This window comes from Pseudomonas sp. Pseusp3, from assembly GCF_047304225.1.
Taxonomy (GTDB): Bacteria; Pseudomonadota; Gammaproteobacteria; order Pseudomonadales; family Pseudomonadaceae; genus Aquipseudomonas; species Aquipseudomonas fluorescens_CD.
Genome location: NZ_JBGLYV010000011.1, coordinates 73,325 through 91,753, shown reverse-complemented (window position 1 = coordinate 91,753; position 18,429 = coordinate 73,325). Strand labels below are relative to the sequence as shown.

General features: G+C 58.9%; 16 protein-coding genes. 3 read left to right on the top strand and 13 right to left on the bottom strand.

The genetic code is table 11. The annotated features are described in order from the left end of the window. The first annotated feature begins 208 nt into the window (after window positions 1-208). Complete coding sequence (locus tag ACCD00_RS06200; protein WP_413422867.1) at window positions 209-475, top strand: DUF1652 domain-containing protein; 267 nt, start codon at window positions 209-211, stop codon at window positions 473-475. A gap of 125 nt (window positions 476-600) precedes the next feature. On the opposite strand, the gene ACCD00_RS06195 is transcribed toward ACCD00_RS06200, so the two are convergent. From ACCD00_RS06195 to ACCD00_RS06135, 13 genes are all read right to left on the bottom strand, one after another. Beyond that, window positions 601-867, bottom strand: a complete 267-nt coding sequence (locus tag ACCD00_RS06195) for a DUF2790 domain-containing protein (RefSeq protein ID WP_413422865.1) — start codon at window positions 865-867, stop codon at window positions 601-603. 311 nt (window positions 868-1,178) lie between these two features. Beyond that, window positions 1,179-2,123 (bottom strand): carbohydrate kinase family protein, encoded by a 945-nt coding sequence (locus ACCD00_RS06190; protein WP_413422863.1) that lies wholly within the window; start codon window positions 2,121-2,123, stop codon window positions 1,179-1,181. A gap of 6 nt (window positions 2,124-2,129) precedes the next feature. Further along, entirely contained in the window at window positions 2,130-3,635 is a 1,506-nt protein-coding gene (gene xylB, locus ACCD00_RS06185) for a xylulokinase (protein WP_413422861.1), read from the bottom strand. A 155-nt stretch (window positions 3,636-3,790) separates the two neighbouring features. Beyond that, window positions 3,791-5,263, bottom strand: a complete 1,473-nt coding sequence (locus ACCD00_RS06180; protein WP_413422859.1) for a mannitol dehydrogenase family protein — start codon at window positions 5,261-5,263, stop codon at window positions 3,791-3,793. 16 nt (window positions 5,264-5,279) lie between these two features. Next, the gene (locus tag ACCD00_RS06175; RefSeq protein WP_413422857.1) at window positions 5,280-6,383 is read right to left on the bottom strand and encodes an ABC transporter ATP-binding protein; all 1,104 of its coding nucleotides are present in this window, start codon (window positions 6,381-6,383) and stop codon (window positions 5,280-5,282) included. Between the two features lie 21 nt (window positions 6,384-6,404). Beyond that, window positions 6,405-6,539, bottom strand: coding sequence for a hypothetical protein (locus ACCD00_RS06170; protein ID WP_413422856.1), 135 nt, complete (start codon window positions 6,537-6,539; stop codon window positions 6,405-6,407). Continuing rightward, window positions 6,536-7,366, bottom strand: coding sequence for a carbohydrate ABC transporter permease (locus tag ACCD00_RS06165; RefSeq protein WP_413422854.1), 831 nt, complete (start codon window positions 7,364-7,366; stop codon window positions 6,536-6,538). Before ACCD00_RS06165 ends, ACCD00_RS06170 begins: the two co-directional genes overlap by 4 nt. Window positions 7,367-7,374: 8 nt before the next feature. Further along, on the bottom strand, window positions 7,375-8,301 hold the full coding sequence (locus ACCD00_RS06160; protein ID WP_413422851.1) for a carbohydrate ABC transporter permease: 927 nt from the start codon (window positions 8,299-8,301) through the stop codon (window positions 7,375-7,377). 145 nt (window positions 8,302-8,446) lie between these two features. Next, window positions 8,447-9,757, bottom strand: coding sequence for an ABC transporter substrate-binding protein (locus ACCD00_RS06155; RefSeq protein WP_413422849.1), 1,311 nt, complete (start codon window positions 9,755-9,757; stop codon window positions 8,447-8,449). Between the two features lie 340 nt (window positions 9,758-10,097). After that, window positions 10,098-11,003, bottom strand: coding sequence for an AraC family transcriptional regulator (locus ACCD00_RS06150; RefSeq protein WP_413422847.1), 906 nt, complete (start codon window positions 11,001-11,003; stop codon window positions 10,098-10,100). A gap of 108 nt (window positions 11,004-11,111) precedes the next feature. Continuing rightward, on the bottom strand, window positions 11,112-11,990 hold the full coding sequence (locus ACCD00_RS06145) for a phospholipase (RefSeq protein WP_413422846.1): 879 nt from the start codon (window positions 11,988-11,990) through the stop codon (window positions 11,112-11,114). Between the two features lie 106 nt (window positions 11,991-12,096). Then, complete coding sequence (locus ACCD00_RS06140; protein ID WP_413422845.1) at window positions 12,097-13,398, bottom strand: glycosyltransferase; 1,302 nt, start codon at window positions 13,396-13,398, stop codon at window positions 12,097-12,099. Window positions 13,399-13,472: 74 nt separating this feature from the next. After that, window positions 13,473-13,835, bottom strand: a complete 363-nt coding sequence (locus ACCD00_RS06135) for a response regulator (RefSeq protein WP_413422843.1) — start codon at window positions 13,833-13,835, stop codon at window positions 13,473-13,475. 256 nt (window positions 13,836-14,091) lie between these two features. Between ACCD00_RS06135 and ACCD00_RS06130 the strand changes: the two genes are divergently transcribed. Both ACCD00_RS06130 and ACCD00_RS06125 read left to right on the top strand, forming a co-directional pair. Further along, window positions 14,092-17,583 (top strand): response regulator, encoded by a 3,492-nt coding sequence (locus tag ACCD00_RS06130; protein WP_413422841.1) that lies wholly within the window; start codon window positions 14,092-14,094, stop codon window positions 17,581-17,583. After that, complete coding sequence (locus ACCD00_RS06125; protein ID WP_413422839.1) at window positions 17,583-18,416, top strand: CheR family methyltransferase; 834 nt, start codon at window positions 17,583-17,585, stop codon at window positions 18,414-18,416. The genes ACCD00_RS06130 and ACCD00_RS06125 overlap by 1 nt, the downstream gene beginning before the upstream one ends. The last annotated feature ends 13 nt before the right edge of the window (window positions 18,417-18,429 follow it).

Below are 18,429 nucleotides of genomic sequence, written 5' to 3'. Positions count from 1 at the left end.
GTGTGCAAATTGCAGGGGCGCCAGCGGCAACTATTGCAAACTGCACGGCAGGCTTTACCGGTGATTGGTCTAAACCCTTGAATTGCCGATGAGCTGCACAGCGAAATCCACGGTATGTTTTATGCTGTACCTGTCCTCGAAGCTTGCCGGGATCTCATAGGAGCGAGCATTGATCGTTATTGGCAGTCTCACAAAGGAGAGAGTCGCCATGTTTCTTTCTGCCCTGGAACTTCGAAACATCATCGAAAGCAGTTTTCTACCCAAGCGCTGCCAGTGCACGCTGTCACCGGATCTATCGATGACCGTCAAGGTCTATGCCGACGGGCAAACCGATCACCTGGATCTATTGGTCACCGGCATCGATGCCTCCGGGCTCAATGGTTGTCGGGAAATAAACGAGTTGATTGCCCAACTGCGGTCCAGACAGCACCACATGGAGGTCGAGCCGCACTCCATGCTGGGCAAGGCGCTTTAACCTGCGGTTTCGAGTTCCACCGATACACGCCGGGTCTGGAAGAACCCCAGGCCCAGCGCCAGTTCAAGCTCGACGGCCAGTAAAATGCCCGGTCCGGCATGGCCAATCCCCAACGGACGTTTCGGTCAGCCTTGGTTCTCGCAGGCGTCGGAAAGTTTACGGTAGGTGATTTCTGCCGGTTTTCCCGTGTCATCGATGTACTTCATTTCGGCCTTCACCACTTTGCACTCCAGGGTGTCGGGCTCGGTCAGTGAAATCACTTTGCTGACATGCAATGGCATGCCGTAGTGATAGGGCACGGCTTGAGAGGTCGTGGTGTCATTGGCCTGAGCCAGGCCGGCAAACGCCGTGCAGGCAAGGGCGGTGGTAACCAGCAGGGTGCGAGTGTTCATCAGCGATCTCCGGTGCGAACGGAATGTCAGTTCGATGTGTGGCTTGTCGAACCTGCCGCACTGGGCGTCAGAACAGTCTGAGGGCGTGCGGTCCAGTGAAGTGTTGGACCGCACGGTTAAGCGAGGGTTAACCCGGTTGAACGCCGCCTGCCGCGATTGCGCGATCCTGTGTATTAGTTAAGACCATCGGGCGCCTGATAGAAAGTCATCGCGAGCAAGCTCGCTCCCACAATGCCCGAGCGTCGACACAAATGTTGTGAACGACCCGCAACCCTGTGGGAGCGAGCTTGCTCGCGATGAGGGCATCAGTGTCAGCTCATCTCCAACTGCTGCCGATAAGGCAAATCCGGCCCGGTCTTGCTGCACGTCAACGCGGCCGCCTGTACGGCGAACCTCAGCATGCGGTCGATCTGCTCGCGGCCAAGTTGCTTCACACCCTCCACCGAATCCAGCTGCTGTTCGGTCAGCCAGGTAATCAGCGCCGCCTGAAAGGTATCGCCCGCGCCCACGGTGTCGGCGATCTTTACCGAACAGGCGGGAACCGACCACGAACCATGGGCCCGGCTGAACACGGTCGCGCCTTCGCCGCCCCGGGTCAGGAATACCAGCTGACAGCGGTGCTGCAACCAACCTTCGATCACCTGCGCCGGGTCCTGGCCGGGATACAACAGATGCAGGTCCTCGTCACTGACCTTGATCAGGTCAGCCAGTTCTACCAGCGTCGCGATCCGCGTGCGCCATAGTTCGATGTCCGGCTCCGGATTCAGACGCACGTTCGGGTCGAGGCTGATCAGGCGCTTGCCGCTTTCCCGGCGCACCAATGCCAATAGTGTGTCGGCGATCGGCTGCACCACCAGGGAAAACGAGCCGATATGCAAGCCGCGCACTTCAGGCCCGAGTGCCGGCAGGTGCTCCGGTTGCAATTGCCGATCCGCGCAGCCTTCGCCACGGAAGCTGTACTGCGGCGAGCCATTGGCCCCGACCGCGACCATCGCCAGGGTGGTCGGCGCGGCAAAGTCGAGCAGGAATTCCTGGCGCACGCCTTCATCCTGCAACACTTGCAGCAAGCGCCGGCCCAGGTAGTCGGTGGACAACCCGGCAAACAGCGCCGCGTCCACGCCCAACCGGCGCAATCCCACTGCCACGTTGAACGGCGAGCCGCCGGCAATGGCTTTGAAACTCACTTTGGAAGCCATACCGCTGGCGTCGTTTTCACTGAAAAAATCGAACAGCGCTTCGCCACACACCAGGTACATAGTTGTTCACTCTTCAAATTGGGTTGCGACATGCTGTCGATAGCGTTCATAAGCCTGCTGACAGGCCTGCACATTGTCGGCGACCGGCAGGGTTTCACTGGCAGGGTCGAGTTTCACGCAGCGCTCGCACAAGTCCGCCAGGCTGTCTTCGCGTCCGTTCGCCCGGGCTACGCACCAGGCCGCCTGAATCGCTGCGCCGAGGGCCGCGGCCTCGCTTTGTTCGGTGCTGATCACCGGTGTATTCATGGTGTCGGCGATGATTTGCCGCCAGACCGCACTTTTCGAGCCGCCGCCGATCAGGCAAATGCTGCGGCTTTGTAAGCCATTGTGGCGTAGCAGGTCCAGTCCGTATCGCAATCCGAACGTCGTGCCTTCGACCACCGCGCGGCACAGGTTGGCCCGGGTCAGGTTGGTCATGGTCAAGCCCGACAGGCTGGCGCTGGCATGGGGCAGGGCGGGCACCCGCTCGCCGTTGAAGAACGGCAGCATGCTCACACCTTCGGCACCGATGGGGGCCTTGGCAACGAGCGTATTGAACTGGTCGATGTCCAGGTCCAGCAGGTCACGAATCAGTCCGGTGGCATTGGTCAGGTTCATGGTGCAGATCAAAGGCAGCCAGCCACCGCTTGAAGAACAGAACGTGGCAACCGCAGCATCTGGGGCGACGATCGGCTGATCGGCATAGGCGTACACCGTGCCTGACGACCCGAGGCTCATGGTGATTGCACCGGGCTGGATATTGCCGGTGCCGATGGCGCCCATCATGTTGTCGCCGCCGCCACTGGACACCAGTGCCCGTGGGTTGATACCCAGGTGTTCGGCAATGCCCGGCAGAATCGTGCCGACCGCCTGGTGGGCATCGATCAGCTCCGGCAGGGCGGCTTGCAGGCGTCCGCTCGGGTCGATGTCACGCAACAAGTGCACATCCCACTGGCGCGTACGCACATTGAAATACCCGGTGCCCGAGGCATCACCGTATTCGCTGCAACTGCGGCCGGTGAGCCAATGGTTGAGGTAGTCGTGGGGCAGCAAAATGCGGGCGATGCGGGGAAAAATCTCGGGGTGCTGCTCTTTGGTCCATAACAGCTTGGACAGGGTGTAGCCTGGCGCGATGACCACGCCGAGGCGTTCCAGCGAAGCCTTTTCGCCACCCAGGTGGGCCAGCAGGCGGTCATTCTCCGGGGTGGTTTCAGTGTCGCACCAGAGTTTGGCCGGCCGCAGCACCTTGCCATGCTCGTCGAGCAGCACCAGGCCATGTTGCTGGCCGGACACACCAATGCCGAGGATCGACTGGCCATCGACGCTGGCCGCGAGCAAGGCGCGGCGGGTGGCGCTGGCGAAGGCTTCCAGCCACTGCTGGGTGTCCTGTTCGCGGCGACCATTGGCAGCGCTGATCAGGCTGTGGCTGGCAGCTCCCTGGCCGAGCACTTCACCAGTGGCCGCGTCGAGGATGATGGCTTTGGTGCCCTGGGTGCCGCAGTCGATGCCGAGGAAGAGTTGTCGGGTTGTCATGGAGGATCCTTGGTCGTCAGCTTGATACAAGTCTGGATTCAGTATCACCGGTGCCTGTCTGGCCGCCTTCGCGAGCAAGCCCGCTCCCACAAGGAACACCAAACCCTGTGGGAGCGGGCTTGCTCGCGAAGACGGCAGTAGCCACACCACCGACACTACGCCAAGACCCGCTCCAGAGTTCTTGTCACACCCACTTCGCGCAAACTGTTACAGCACCACTCGAACGCCGCGACAAACTCCGGCGAACGCGAAATAGCCGTACCAAAAATCTCCTCGACCGCCAGCAAGCGCTGGGTGATCAGCACATCATCGGCCACCAGCACCTGGCAGAATGCCGCCCGTGGGTCCGGGATCGAGTAAGTCTCGCCATGCTCATCCACGCCCTTGAGGTACAGTGCCCACGCCGCCACCACCAAGGCCGCACGCTTGGTCTCGCGGCCATCGGCGATCAGGCGGTTGATGGTGGGTACGGTGAATTTAGGAAACTTTGACGAACCGTCCGAGCAAACGCGCTCCAGTTGATCGGCAATCGCCTGATTGGAGAAACGCGCCACCAGGGTGTTTTTGTACTCGGTCAGGTCAATTCCCGGCACCGCCGACAGTTGTGGCGTCACGTCCAGGTCCATGTAGGCGCGGATGTAACGCACGAACAGCGGGTCGTTCATGGTTTCGTGGACGAAACGGTAACCCTTCAGGAATCCAAGGTACGTCAGCGCCAGATGACTACCGTTGAGCAGCTTGATCTTCATTTCTTCGTAGGGCGTAACGTCGTCGGTGAACTGCACGCCAACCTTTTCCCAGGCCGGGCGACCGTTGACGAATTTGTCTTCCAGCACCCATTGCACAAAGGGTTCGCAGACCACCGGCCAGGCATCGTCCACCCCATGTTTGTCGGCCAGTTGCAGGCGGTGTTCTGTGCTGGTCATCGGTGTGATGCGGTCGACCATGGCGTTGGGAAAGCTCACGTTGCGCTCGATCCAGTCCCGCAGACCGGCATCGCGCAACGCGGCGAATGCCAGCAAGGCCTTGCGGGTGACAGCGCCGTTGTGCGGCAGGTTATCGCAGGACATCAGGGTGAAGGCCGCTGTGCCGGAGGCGCGGCGCTTGGCCAGCGCGGCACAGAGGAAGCCGAACACGGTTTTCGGGGTGTCCGGGTGCGCCAGGTCATGCTGGATTGGCGGCAAGTGCGCCATGAACTCACCGGTGCTGTCGTCGATGCAGTAACCGCCTTCGGTGATGGTCAACGAGACAATGCGGATCTCGGGGCTGGCCAGTTTGTCGATCAACGCCTGGGCGTCGTCTTCAGCCAGCAGCATGTCGCGGACGGCCCCGATTACCCGGACTTCGGTGTCGTCGCCATCGCCGAGTTCGAACAGGGTGAACAGGCAGTCCTGATCCTTGAGTTCATCACGGGCGCGGCGGTCCTCGGCGCGCAAGCCGATGCCACAAATGGCCCAGTCCAGACCGTCTCCGGTGTTCATCAGCGCATCGGTGTAAAACGCCTGGTGGGCGCGATGGAAACCGCCGACGCCGATGTGCGCGATGCCTTGGCGGGTGTCGCCCAACACGTAGGCGGGCAGGACCACTTCGGGCGCGAGGCGGTTGAGGTTGTGTTTGTTGAGTTTCATCGCGTGCTCTCTGAAGTCAGGCAGCAATGCGCAACGGGCGGGTCAACGCCACGCCGTCGGCATCGAACAAATGGCAGTGTTGCGCATCCAGGTGCAGGCTCAGGGTTTCACCGTAGCGGCTGGCCAGATCGCCGCGAACACGCAGGGTCAGGGGTTCACCGGACGAAGTCAGGACGTGGCAGAACGTGTCGCTGCCCAGGCGTTCGCTGACATCGGCGGTGACCTGCAAGGTGCAGTCACCCGGTTTGGCCAGTTCCAGATGCTCCGGGCGGATACCCAGCGTCACTGCACCGCCGACGCTCAGACGGCCGCCGTTCAATGGCAGGCTGATGCGGGTTCCGGCGTCCAGTTGCACTTCGCAGCCCTGGCTATCGGTGCGGGTGACCTTGCCTTTGAGAAAGCCCATTTTCGGCGTGCCCAGAAACCCCGCGACAAACAGGTTGGCCGGCTGGTGATACAGCTCCAGTGGCGAGCCGACCTGTTCGACCCTGCCGCCATTCAACACGACGACCTTGTCCGCCAGGGTCATGGCCTCGACCTGATCGTGGGTCACGTAGATCATGGTCGCCTGCAGCTCCTTGTGCAGTCGCGCCAGCTCCAGGCGCATCTGCACGCGCAGGGCGGCATCGAGGTTGGACAGCGGTTCGTCGAACAGGAAGATTTTCGGATTGCGCACGATGGCCCGGCCAATCGCCACACGCTGGCGCTGGCCGCCGGAGAGTTGCTTGGGTTTGCGCTCCAGCATCGGCCCCAGCTCAAGGATGCGCGCCGCTTCGCTGACCTTTTTCTCCACTTCGGTTTTTGCTACACCCGCCAGGTCGAGGGCGAACGACATGTTCTTGCGCACGCTCATGTGCGGGTACAAGGCGTAGGTCTGGAACACCATCGCCAGATCGCGCTTGGCCGGGCTCACTTCAGTGATGTCGCGGCCATCGAGTTCGATGGTGCCGCCGCTGACTTCCTCCAGCCCCGCGATCAAACGCAGCAGGGTGGATTTGCCGCAGCCCGAAGGACCGACGAAAACCACGAATTCCTTGTCATTCACTTCCAGGTCGATGCCCTTGATGATGGAAAAGCCTTCGAAGCCTTTTTGCAGATTCTTGATTCTCAGGTTGGCCATGGTGATGGGCCTCCATTTTCGTTATTCGGTTGAACCTGTAGGAGCGAGCTTGCTCGCGATGAACTTGCGGGCGGCGCGTTCATCCAGGTGGTACACGTCATCGTTCACGTCCATCGCGAGCGAGCTCGCTCCTACAGCAATCGAGTCGATTTTCATTTCACTGCGCCGAACGACAGGCCGCGCACCAGCTGTTTCTGGCTGATCCAGCCGAAGATCAGGATCGGCGCACAGGCCAGGGTCGAGACCGCCGACAACTTGGCCCAGAACAACCCTTCGGGGCTCGAATACGAGGCGATCAACGCGGTCAGTGGCGCGGCTTTCGACGAGGTCAGGTTCAGCGACCAGAACGCCTCGTTCCAGCACAGGATCAGCGACAGCAGCACCGTGGACGCCAGGCCGCCCTTGGCGATTGGCAGCAGCACCCGGAGCATTTCCTGCGCCAGCGTCGCGCCGTCCAGCCTTGCGGCTTCGAGGATGTCCCTGGGAATGTCCTTGAAGTAGGTGTAAATCATCCAGACCACGATCGGCAGGTTGATCAGCGTGTAGATGACGATCAGGGCAATGCGCGTATCGAGCAGGCCGAAACTCTTGGCCAGCAGGTAGATCGGCATCAGCACGCCCACCGGCGGCAGCATTTTGGTCGAGAGCATCCACAGCAGCGTGCCTTTGGTGCGTTGGGTTTCGTAGAACGCCATGGAGTAGGCCGCGGGCACTGCGATCAGCAGGCACAGGGCCGTGGCGCTGAAGGAAATCACCACCGAGTTCCAGGCAAAACTGAAGTAGTCACTGCGCTCGTTGATGTGCAGGTAGTTCTCCAGCGTCGGCATGAAAATGAACTGCGGCGGCGTGGCGAAGGCATCGATTTCGGTCTTGAAACTGGTCAGCACCATCCAGAAGATCGGGAAGAAAATCAGGATCGCAATGGCCCAGGCCAACGTACCGAGCAACAGGCTTTGCAAGCGACGGGATTGTTGAAGAGTCATGGCAGGCCTCAGGCTTTGTCGGTCAGGTTTTTGCCGATCATCCGCACCAGAATGATCGCGGCGATGTTGGCGATGACCACGGCGATCAAACCGCCCGCCGAAGCCATGCCGACGTCAAACTGCACCAGCGCCTGGTTGTAGATCAGGTAGGCGAGGTTGGTCGAGGCGTAGCCGGGGCCGCCGTTGGTGGTGGTGAAGATTTCGGCGAACACCGAGAGCAGGAAGATGGTTTCGATCATCACCACCACCGCAATCGGCCGCGCCAGGTGCGGCAGGGTCAAGTGCCAGAAGATCGCGATGGGCCCGGCACCGTCCAGGCGCGCGGCTTCCTTCTGTTCCTGGTCGAGGGACTGCATGGCGGTCATCAGGATCAGGATCGCGAAGGGCAGCCATTGCCACGAGACAATGACGATGATCGACAGCAGCGGGTAGTGCGCCAGCCAGTCCACCGGTTGCGCGCCAAACAGCTTCCAGACGTAGGCAAGAATCCCCGACACCGGATGGAATATCAGGTTTTTCCAGATCAGCGCGCCGACGGTGGGCATGATGAAAAACGGCGAGATCAGCATCACCCGCACGATACCGCGACCGAAAAATTCGCTGGCCTCCAGCAAGGCACTGATCAGCACGCCGAACACCACACTGATCAGCAGCACGCTGCCCACCAGCAACAATGTGTTGGTGGCGCCGGGCAGGAACCCGGAATCAGTCAGGAAATAGCTGAAGTTTTCCAGCCCGACGAACTCGTTTTCACCGGGATTGAGCAGGTTGTAGCGGATCATCGAAAAGTAGAGGGTCATGCCCAGTGGCACGATCATCCACAGCAGCAACAATGCCACCGAAGGGCTGACCAGAAACCAGCCGGGGTTGGCCATGCGGCTTTTGCGCCGGGGTTGGACAATGTCCATGTGAGCTTTGGCAGTTGAAGTATTCATGGTGATCAGAACCGTTTGATTACAGGCATATGAAGATCAACTGTGGGAGCGGGCTTGCTCGCGAAGAGGCCGGTACATCCGACACAATTTTTGCGATTGGTATGCCGCTTTCGCGAGCAAGCCCGCTCCCACATTGGGTACGGGGTTACTTGGGATAACCCGCGCGCTTCATTTCGCGTTCAGTGGTTTGCTGGGCCGCCGCCAAGGCCTGGTCGACCGTGGTCTGGCCGATCAGCGCCGCAGAGAAGGATTTGCCAACCTGCGTGCCAATGCCCTGGAACTCGGGAATGGTCACCAACTGAATACCGATGTAAGGCACCGGCCTGGCCCCCGGCTTGCCCGGGTCCGCGGCTTTGAGCGACTCCAGCGTGACCCTGGCGAACGGCGCTGCGTTCATGTACGTCTCGCTGTAGGTGGAGGCCCGGGTGCCCGGCGGCACGTTGGCGATGCCGTCCTTTTCCGCGACCAGCGCGCTGTATTCCCTGGAAGTGGCCCAGGCACTGAAGGTTTTCGCTGCGTCCTTGGCTTTGGAACTGGTCGGAATGGCTAGCGCCCAGGAGTACAACCAGGCCGAGCCCTTGTCAGTGACTTGATGCGGCGCGAAGGTGAAACCGACGTGATCGGCGACCTTGCTCTGGGTCTTGTCGGTGACGAACGAGCCGGCGACGCTGGCATCGACCCAGATCGCGCATTTGCCGCTGTTGAACAACGCCAGGTTTTCATTGAAACCATTGCTCGAGGCACCCGGCGGACCGGATTTTTTCATGGTGTCGACGTAGAAGTTCAGCGCATTTTTCCACTCGGGCCCGCTGAATTCCGGTTGCCACTGTTCATCGAACCAGCGCGCGCCATAAGCGTTGGCAACGGTGGTGACCAACGCCATGTTCTCGCCCCAGCCAGCCTTGCCGCGCAGGCAGATGCCGTACTGTTCTTTGTCTTTGTGGGTGAGTTTGCTGGCGAATTCGCTGATCTGTTCCCAGGTCGGGCGCTCGGGCATGTTCAGGCCGGCGTCCTTGAACAGGTCGGTACGGTAATAGGTGATCGAGCTTTCGGCGTAGAACGGCAGGGCATACAGCGAACCCTTCACCGACAGGCCCTCGCGCACCGACGGGAACACGTCGTCGAGGGCATAACCGGCCGGCAGATCCTTCATCGGCTCCAGCCAGCCCTTGGCGCCCCAGAGTGCGGCTTCGTACATGCCGATGGTCAGCACGTCGAACTGTCCGCCCTGGGTGGCGATGTCGGTGGTGAGGCGCTGGCGCAGGACGTTTTCTTCGAGGACCACCCAGTTGAGCTTGATGTCCGGGTGCTCGGCCTCGAAGGTTTTCGAGAGCTTTTGCATGCGGATCATGTCGCTGTTGTTGACGGTGGCAATGGTCAGGGTCTGGGCGCCAAGGCTGACGCTGCTGAGGGTCATGCAGGTGAGGGCAAGCAGGGTTTTTACCGAAGGTTGCATCGTGCACTCCTTTTCTGCACCCGGCGGGGTACAGAAGGACAGTTATTGTTTTTGTGTCTTCCGAAGGCAGGAAGAATGTGCACTGATTACATCCTTCAATGGAGGGCGAAACAAATCATCCATCGCACTTGTTTCGATACTTTTTTGCACTGGGCTTTAGGGCGCTAGACGCTGGGAAGGGCTTTTCAGCGAGGAAACGATATCGAATACGTACAGGTTTCAGGCTTGGCTACGACCTCTTGTAGGAGCGGGCTTGCTCGCGAAAGCGTAGTGCCAGGCGATATTTCTCAACCTGACACTGCGCTTTCGCGAGCAAGCCCGCTCCCACATCGGGTCGCGTTTAACCGAGGTTTTGCTCGGTCAACCGCTGCACCACCAACCGCCGGTAGTGTGAAGGCGTCATGCCCTTTAGTTGCTGGAAGCGCCGGTTGAAGTTGGAAATATTGTTGAAGCCCGATTCGAAGCACACGTCAGTGACCGGTTTGTCGCCGTCGGCCAGCAACTCGCAGGCCTTGCTGATGCGCAGGCGATTGACGAACTCGATGAAATTGCGCCCGGTGGCCTGCTTGAATACGCGGCTGAAATAGGTGGGCTTCATGTCCAGGTGCTCGGCAACTTCTTCCAGCGGCAGTTCCCGGGCGTAATGGGCGAAGATGTAATCCACTGCGCGGTTGGTGCGATCGATGTTGTGCTCGTCGGCCAGTTGCGGGGTCGTGGCGCCAGAGAGCAATTGGTAGTCGTCGGTGGCCGCGAGCAACTCCAGCAGAATGAAAAAGTGCCCGAGCCGGGTGATGCCGCTGGTATCGGCGATGCGCTGCATCAGCTCGGTCGCTTTGCCGATGGTGTGCTTGCAGCGAAACTCGATGCCGTACTGCGCGCGTTCCAGCAACGGTGCCAGGGTCTTGAGTTCGGCGAATACCTGATAACCGCTATCGAACAACTCGTCGGTGAAATTGACCAGCATGTCGCGCTTGGGCACCACTTCGTCCTCGGCCACCTGGCTGATCCAGTTGTGGGGCAGATTGGGGCCGGTCAGGAACAGGGTATGCGGGTAGAAGTTGCCGATGTAGTCACCGATGAACACCTTGCCGGAACTGGCGACGATAAGGTGCAGTTCGTATTCCTTGTGGAAATGCCAGCGCACCAGCGGGCAGGGAAAACCGTGCTGGCGGTAAATGATGGACAAGCCGTTGTGGTCGTCCATCAATTCATAGGAAGGGTCGGTGATTCTGGCAATACGGGGCATGTCGATACACTTTTCTTGTTATCGCGCCCTGATCATGCCTCTTGTGGGGAGGCTAATGCCAGTTGTCGATGTCGCGCAACCTGACGGGAGCCTTCTCGGCTTTCGGGACTATCCGGCTTTTCTGGCTCTTCTGGCATTTATCAAGCTTGCGCTTCGGCAACAGGAAACCAGTTTCGATTCTTCCATGAAATCGACATTGATAATGTTGCACCTTTCGCTTCTGGAGTGGGTGACGGGATCAAACCAGGTGTCCAGTTCATCATGGATATCGACGGGGCCTCCCAGCTTCGAGTAGCTTGTGGCGGACAGTGACCACAAGGTGGTGCGCGGAGGTGGAGCCTTCAATACGTTCGTGATGTGCTGCTCCAGTTCCTGGACATTTGTGTCGCCAATCCCGCTCCATTTGTGTTCGATTTTCTTGCAGAACCAGGCGGGATCCAACTCCGGATGTTGTTCGGCAGTTACCAGAACTCGTTGCTCGCCGCTGATTTTCTTAAGCACGCCAAGTGGCAGGCCTCTATTGTCGGCAGGGATTATTCTCTGGCCAAGATAACGGAGCATCATCTCGTTGAAGAGTGCGTAGTCGAACGATTGTTGTCCATCCTTGAGTTCATGGAAATCCAGAATCACAAACTCGTCAGGGTTGGCGCGCAAAAACAGATTCACAGCCGCAAATAAACCTAGCACGTTACGAGATGAGCGAAAGCCATTGTGCTGGAAACGGAATTTTTCAAACTCCATGGCCGGCTCGTCAAAGTCCAGTCGTAAATCGAGTACGCGCGAACCATTGTTGAGTTGAGCGGCGAACGAATCGTGCTGGCAAGCCAGCCAGTGTGCGCCGGGGATCAATGAATAGGTCGCTTGCAAGTCGCACCCGGCATTGTGCGTGCCGGGTAGTGTAAGCTCGCCAAGCGACAGGTTATCGATTGCCGGCGTAGCGCTCATCCAGTTATTGAGTGCGTAATTGTCTTCGGTTGTATTGTTCATTAATGCATCCTTGCATTGATTGATGAATAACAAGTTGCGCCAAAGCAGTGTTAGTTGACGGTGATCAATTATTTTGTCATTGGATGTACGCGGTCAATAATCAACTTTATTCGGAATGTTGGTTTCGGTTTTTCGCCTCGATCCATTGCGCCATATACTGGGTACTTTTGTGCTGATGATGGCGCAACATGCTGCCGGTGAAGTTATCGCGCCTGATATGTGGCAGATTCCTTTGGCATTCGACCAGCCTTTCGATCAACGCAGGACCATGGATGGACTGCGGGTAGCGGCTGGCCAACAAGTGCCGGGCCTGCGCCTGGGCAGCCAGCCACTGAGTCTTGTCTTGATAAAGTTGCACGGCACTCTCAGCGAACTCGCGTGCCGTACGGGTTACGGCACCGGGCCAGGGCTCTTCGCCGTGCATGGCTTCCGCGCCGACCGGCGTGGTGACATTGGGCGTGCCGCAGAGCATCGCATCGACGATCTTGCCTTTGATACCTGCACCGAAGCGCAGCGGTGCCAGGCACACCCGCGTCTTCGACATCACGTGCAAGGCATCTTCCGCCCAGTTCATCACATGAAAGCCCTGTGCCGCGTTGTGCAGGGCGGTGGCCTTGGGCGGGGTATACGCGCCATAGATGTGCAACTGCGCATCAGGCAGTTGCGCGCGAATCAGCGGCCAGATCGCGGTTTTCAGCCAGAGCACGGCATCCCAGTTGGGCGCATGGCGAAAATTGCCGATGTGCAGAAAGTGCGCGCGATCTTCGTACTCCACTGGCGCGCTGGTCGGCAGATCGACCATCAATGGGCACCAGTGCAACAGGTTACGCGGGATCCTGAACTGCTCGACCAGCAATTCGATTTCCACTTCGGAAACCATCAGCGTCAAATCACAACGATAAAATGAGGCGATCTCGCGCTTCGCCAGGTCGGTATCGGCCATGTGTTCAAATTCTTCACGCGACGCCGGGGCGAACAGGCCGCTGAAGTCATTGTTGTCCTCACTGGCCTTCAAGCGCTCCTTGAGGCGTTGATGCCGACCCTGCCTGAGGCTTTGCAGGTCGCAACTTTCGAGCACGCGCAAGGCATCGGGACAATGCTTCTCGACCCGCCAGCCGAACTGCTCCTCCATCATGAATTGATCGAACAACACGATGTCCGGCGCCAGTTCGCTGATGAATGTGTCGAAACTGCTGTTGTTCAGCTCGATAGGTACTTCGCGAATGCCCCGCGACGTCAGGTCCGCGCGTTGCTCGCCATAGCTGGCCGGACTGCTGAACGTGATGTCCCAGCCTTGTTGCAGGAACACCTCGAGTATTTGCATGACATGCCCGCTGGCCGCGGAAGAGCGGGGCTCGGGCCAGACGTAACCAATGACCAGGACTCTGGTTGCGCGGGGCTGATTCATGTACGGGAATTCCTTGAAGCGGAGACAGGGCGGGGACGAAAAAGGCGCGCATTAAACCACAGCCGGGCGCAGGGTCACCCCAGGATGCTTGTGACCTTGTCCCGCAACTGATCGATGGAGAACGGTTTGCCGATCGCGTGCATGCCTTGAGGCACTTCGATGTTTTCGGCATACCCGCTGGCAAACAGGATCGGCAAGGCTGGACGCAAAGCACGTGCTGCATTGGCCAGCTCGCGACCGTCCATGACCGGCAGGCCCACATCGGTCATCATCAGATCAATGTGCCGGTTCGAGTCCCTGAGCATCTCCAGCGCCTGTTCGCTGCCCTCGGCTTCCAGCACGTTGAATTCCAGTTCCTCCAGTACGTCGACGATCAGCATGCGCACAATGGCATCGTCTTCGACGACGAGGATAATGGGCACGTTGGCGGAGGACATGATGGCTTTCCTGAAAAATGATGGGTTTTCTGGTGAGTGAAGTCGTCGGCCTCTTGCATGAGTAAGTGGCGGATCCCGACAAGTTCCCGGCGTCGTGAAAAAGAATTGCACTGCAGGTCGCGCAAGGATAACTCGTGCGCCTGAACGGGAGCAGCGGAATGTAGGACCTTGCGTGCAGCCATGTCAGAAAATTGGATCAATGTGCCAGATCTGGGGCAAACTCCCTGCATTCTGACAGCTCGACAAGGCCTGCCCCATGCCCTCAGCGTCCTCGGTTGATGAACAACGATTTCGTAAACTCCTGAGCCGCAACATCAGCCTGCCATTGGGGCTGGGCCTCATCAGCGCGGTGTTCTTCGTTTCGCTGATCACCTATCTGCTGTCGACCATCAAGTGGGTGGAACATACCGACCGGGTGATCAACAACGCCAATGAAGCGGTCAAGCTGACCGTGGACCTGGAAACCGGGATGCGCGGCTTCCTGCTCAGTGGCGACGAACATTTCCTCGATCCCTACGAAACCGCCAAGCCGCGAATTGCCGTGGCCCTCAACACCTTGCTCGAGCTGACTGCCGATAATCCGGTGCAAACCGACCGGCTGCTGCGGTTGCAGGCATTGCAGATGGAATGGGCCAACTATGCGCAATCGATGATCGATTTGCAGCGCAGCAGCGGTGACTATCGCGCCGTGGTCAAGGCCGGACGCGGCAAGCGCCTGACCGATGAAATTCGCAAGCAGTTCGAGGAAGTGATCGACACCGAACAGCAGTTGCGCACCGCTCGCAATGAAGAGGTGAGGCAGAGCACAGTCTGGAGCATCAGCCTCTATCTGTTGTTCATTGCCGGCGTCAGCGGCTTGCTGGCGTATGTCGGACGCCGCGATCTGCTCAATCTTTCGCAAAGTTACAGCGTCAATCTCGCTGCCCAACAAGCCAGCGCCCATCGTCTGGAGCAGCAGGCCTGGCTGCGCAACGGCCAGACCGAGCTCGCGGAGCAGGTGCTGGGGCAATTGAGCCTTAACCTGCTGGGACGCAACATCCTGCAATTTTGCGCGCAGTACCTGGGCACCGCCGTGGGGGCGATTTATCTCCGGGAAGATCATGGAGGCCTCAAACGCATTGCCTCCTATGGTTTCTCCCGTGAACAGGAAGCCCTTGAACAACAGATCTACAGCGACGAAGGCATAGTCGGCCAGGTGGCGCAACAGGCGCGGCTGATTCGTCTCGACGAGGTGCCGGGCGATTATTTCAAGGTCAGCTCCGGCCTCGGCGAAGGTTTGCCACGCAGCGTGCTGGTGGTGCCGACCAGTGACGACGAGCGGGTCAACGGCGTGATCGAACTGGGCTTTCTGCGCCCTCTGAGTGACCGCGACACCGAACTGCTGGAACTGATAGCCGGCAACATCGGCACCTCCATCGAAGCGGCGCGCTATCGTCAGCGTCTGCAGGAAGTGCTGGCCGAAACCCAACAGCTCAACGAAGAACTGCAAGTGCAGCAAGAAGAGCTCAAGACCGCCAACGAGGAACTCGAAGAGCAGTCGCGGACTCTCAAGGAATCGCAAGCTCACCTGGAAACCCAGCAGCTGGAGCTTGAGCAAACCAATGAACAACTCGCCGAGCAGGCGCAGGTGCTGGCCGATCAGCGTGATGCCATGGACTTGAAGAACACCGAGCTCAGCCAGGCGCAGATTCAGCTTGAGGAACGCGCGGTCGAGTTGCAGCGCTCAAGCAAGTACAAGTCCGAATTCCTCGCCAACATGTCCCACGAGCTGCGCACTCCGCTGAACAGCTCATTGATCCTGGCCAGGCTGTTGGCGGAAAACCCGGAACAAAACCTCAGCGCCGAGCAGGTCAAGTTCGCCGAGTCGATCTACTCCGCCGGCAATGACTTGCTCCACCTGATCAACGACATTCTGGATATTTCCAAAGTCGAGGCCGGGAAACTGGAAATCCGTCCAGAGAACACCAGCGTGGCGCGCCTGGTGGATAACCTGCATGGCCTGTTCCAGCCATTGGCCACGGACAAGCAGCTGGATTTCCAGGTGGATATGCAGGAGGGTGCGCCGCAGATACTGTTCACCGACCACCAGCGTCTGGAGCAAGTCCTCAAGAACCTGCTGTCCAATGCGCTGAAATTCACGGAAAGCGGCAGTGTCAGCCTGTCCGTCGCCCCTGTGCTGAACGACGGCATCGCGTTCAGCGTCCGTGATTCCGGGATTGGCATTGCGCCAGACCAGCACGAAAGCATCTTCGAAGCGTTCCGCCAGGCCGATGGCACCACCAATCGGCGTTATGGCGGCACCGGGCTGGGTTTGTCGATCTCCCGTGATCTGGCGGCCTTGCTCGGCGGCTCCATCAGTGTGACCAGTACGCCGGGGCAGGGCAGTGTGTTTACCCTGGTCTTGCCACAGCAATACGCAGAACCCGGTGAAGCGCCTGTTGAACCGATGCGAGCCGCTCCTGTGGCGGCTGCGCCGAGTGTATCGCCGCCCACGTTGTCGCCACTGATAACCGAAGTCGAGATTCCGCGTTTCGACGACGATCGCCACAACGGCCCGTTCAGCAGTCGCTGTATTCTGGTGGTGGAAGATGAAGCGAACTTTGCGCACATCCTCTACGACCTTGCCCATGAACTGGGTTATCAGTGCCTGGTGGCCCATGGCGCCGACGAAGGCTACGACCTGGCCAGGACGTTCATCCCCGATGCGATTCTGCTGGACATGCGCCTGCCGGATCATTCCGGCCTGACCGTGCTGCAACGCCTGAAGGAACACGCCGAAACCCGGCATATCCCGGTGCATGTGATTTCGGTCGAAGACCGGGTCGAAGCGGCTATGCACATGGGCGCCATTGGCTATGCGGTCAAACCGACCACCCGCGAGGAACTCAAGGATGTATTTGCCCGCGTTGAGGCCAAGCTGACCCAGAAGGTCAAGCGCGTGCTGCTGGTCGAGGACGACGATTTGCAGCGCGACAGCATTGCCCGCCTGATCGGCGACGATGACATCGAGATCACTGCCGTTGGCCTGGCACAGGAGGCGTTGGACCTGCTGCGCACGTGCGTATTCGATTGCATGATCATCGACCTCAAACTGCCGGACATGCTCGGCAATGACTTGCTCAAGCGCATGTCCACCGAAGACATCTGCTCATTTCCGCCCGTCATCGTCTATACCGGGCGCAACCTGACCCGCAATGAAGAGGCCGAGCTGCGCAAGTATTCGCGTTCGATCATCATCAAGGGCGCACGCTCTCCGGAGCGGCTGCTGGACGAGGTGACGCTTTTTCTGCACAAAATCGAATCACGGTTGTCCCATGAGCGGCAGCAGATGCTCAAGGTCGCCCGCAGCCGCGACAAGGTCTTCGAAGGCCGCAAGGTGCTGCTGGTGGACGACGATGTGCGCAACATTTTCGCCCTCACCAGCGCGCTGGAGCAAAAGGGCGCAGTTGTGGTCATTGGCCGCAACGGCCTTGAAGCGATTGAACGATTGAATGAAGTGGAGGACATCGATCTGGTGTTGATGGATGTGATGATGCCGCAGATGGATGGTTTTGAAGCCACGGCTGAAATCCGCAAGGACCCGCGCTGGCGCAAGCTGCCGATCATCGCGGTGACCGCCAAGGCCATGAAGGACGATCAGGAGCGGTGCCTGCAAGCCGGCGCCAACGATTACCTGGCCAAGCCCATCGACCTGGATCGACTGTTTTCGCTGATTCGTGTGTGGTTACCGAAGATGGAACGCATCTAGTGGAGCGCAGTTTTTCAGTGGAGCGAAACAGCGATATCGAATTGCGATTGTTGATCGAGGCGATCTACCTCAAGTACAGCTACGATTTTCGTGATTATTCCGGCGCTTCAATCAAGCGCCGGGTCAACCATGCGATGAGTCAGTTCGAGTGCAGTACCATCTCGGCGCTGCAGGAAAAGGTCCTGCACGATCCGACGGCCTTCATGCAATTGCTGCAATTGCTGACTATTCCGGTCAGCGAGATGTTTCGCGACCCTTCGCACTTCATGGCCATCCGCAAGGAAGTGGTGCCGCTGCTTCGAACCTATCCTTCGATCAAGATCTGGATCGCCGGATGCAGCACCGGTGAAGAGGTGTATTCGATGGCCATTCTGCTGCGCGAAGAGGGCCTGCTCGACCGCACGATCATCTATGCCACCGACATCAATCCGCGCTCCCTGGAAAAAGCCAGGCAAGGGATTTTCTCGATGGAGAATGTCCGCGCCTACACTGCTAATTATCAGCAGGCCGGTGGCCAGTGTTCGTTTGCCGACTACTATACGGCGGCCTATGGGTACGCGATTTTCGATAAGACCCTGAGCGAGAACGTGACCTTCGCCGATCACAGCCTGGCGACGGACAGCGTATTTTCAGAAACTCAATTAATTTCATGTCGTAACGTACTGATTTATTTCAATAAAAAACTTCAGAATCGGGCATTCGGACTGTTTTATGAATCCCTCTGCCATCGCGGTTTTCTGGTGTTGGGCAGTAAGGAAACCCCGAGTTTTTCAGCCTTCGGCAATCAGTTCGAGCCGCTGGTCAAACAAGAACGGATCTACCGAAAATCATGAGCAGTGCAACGAA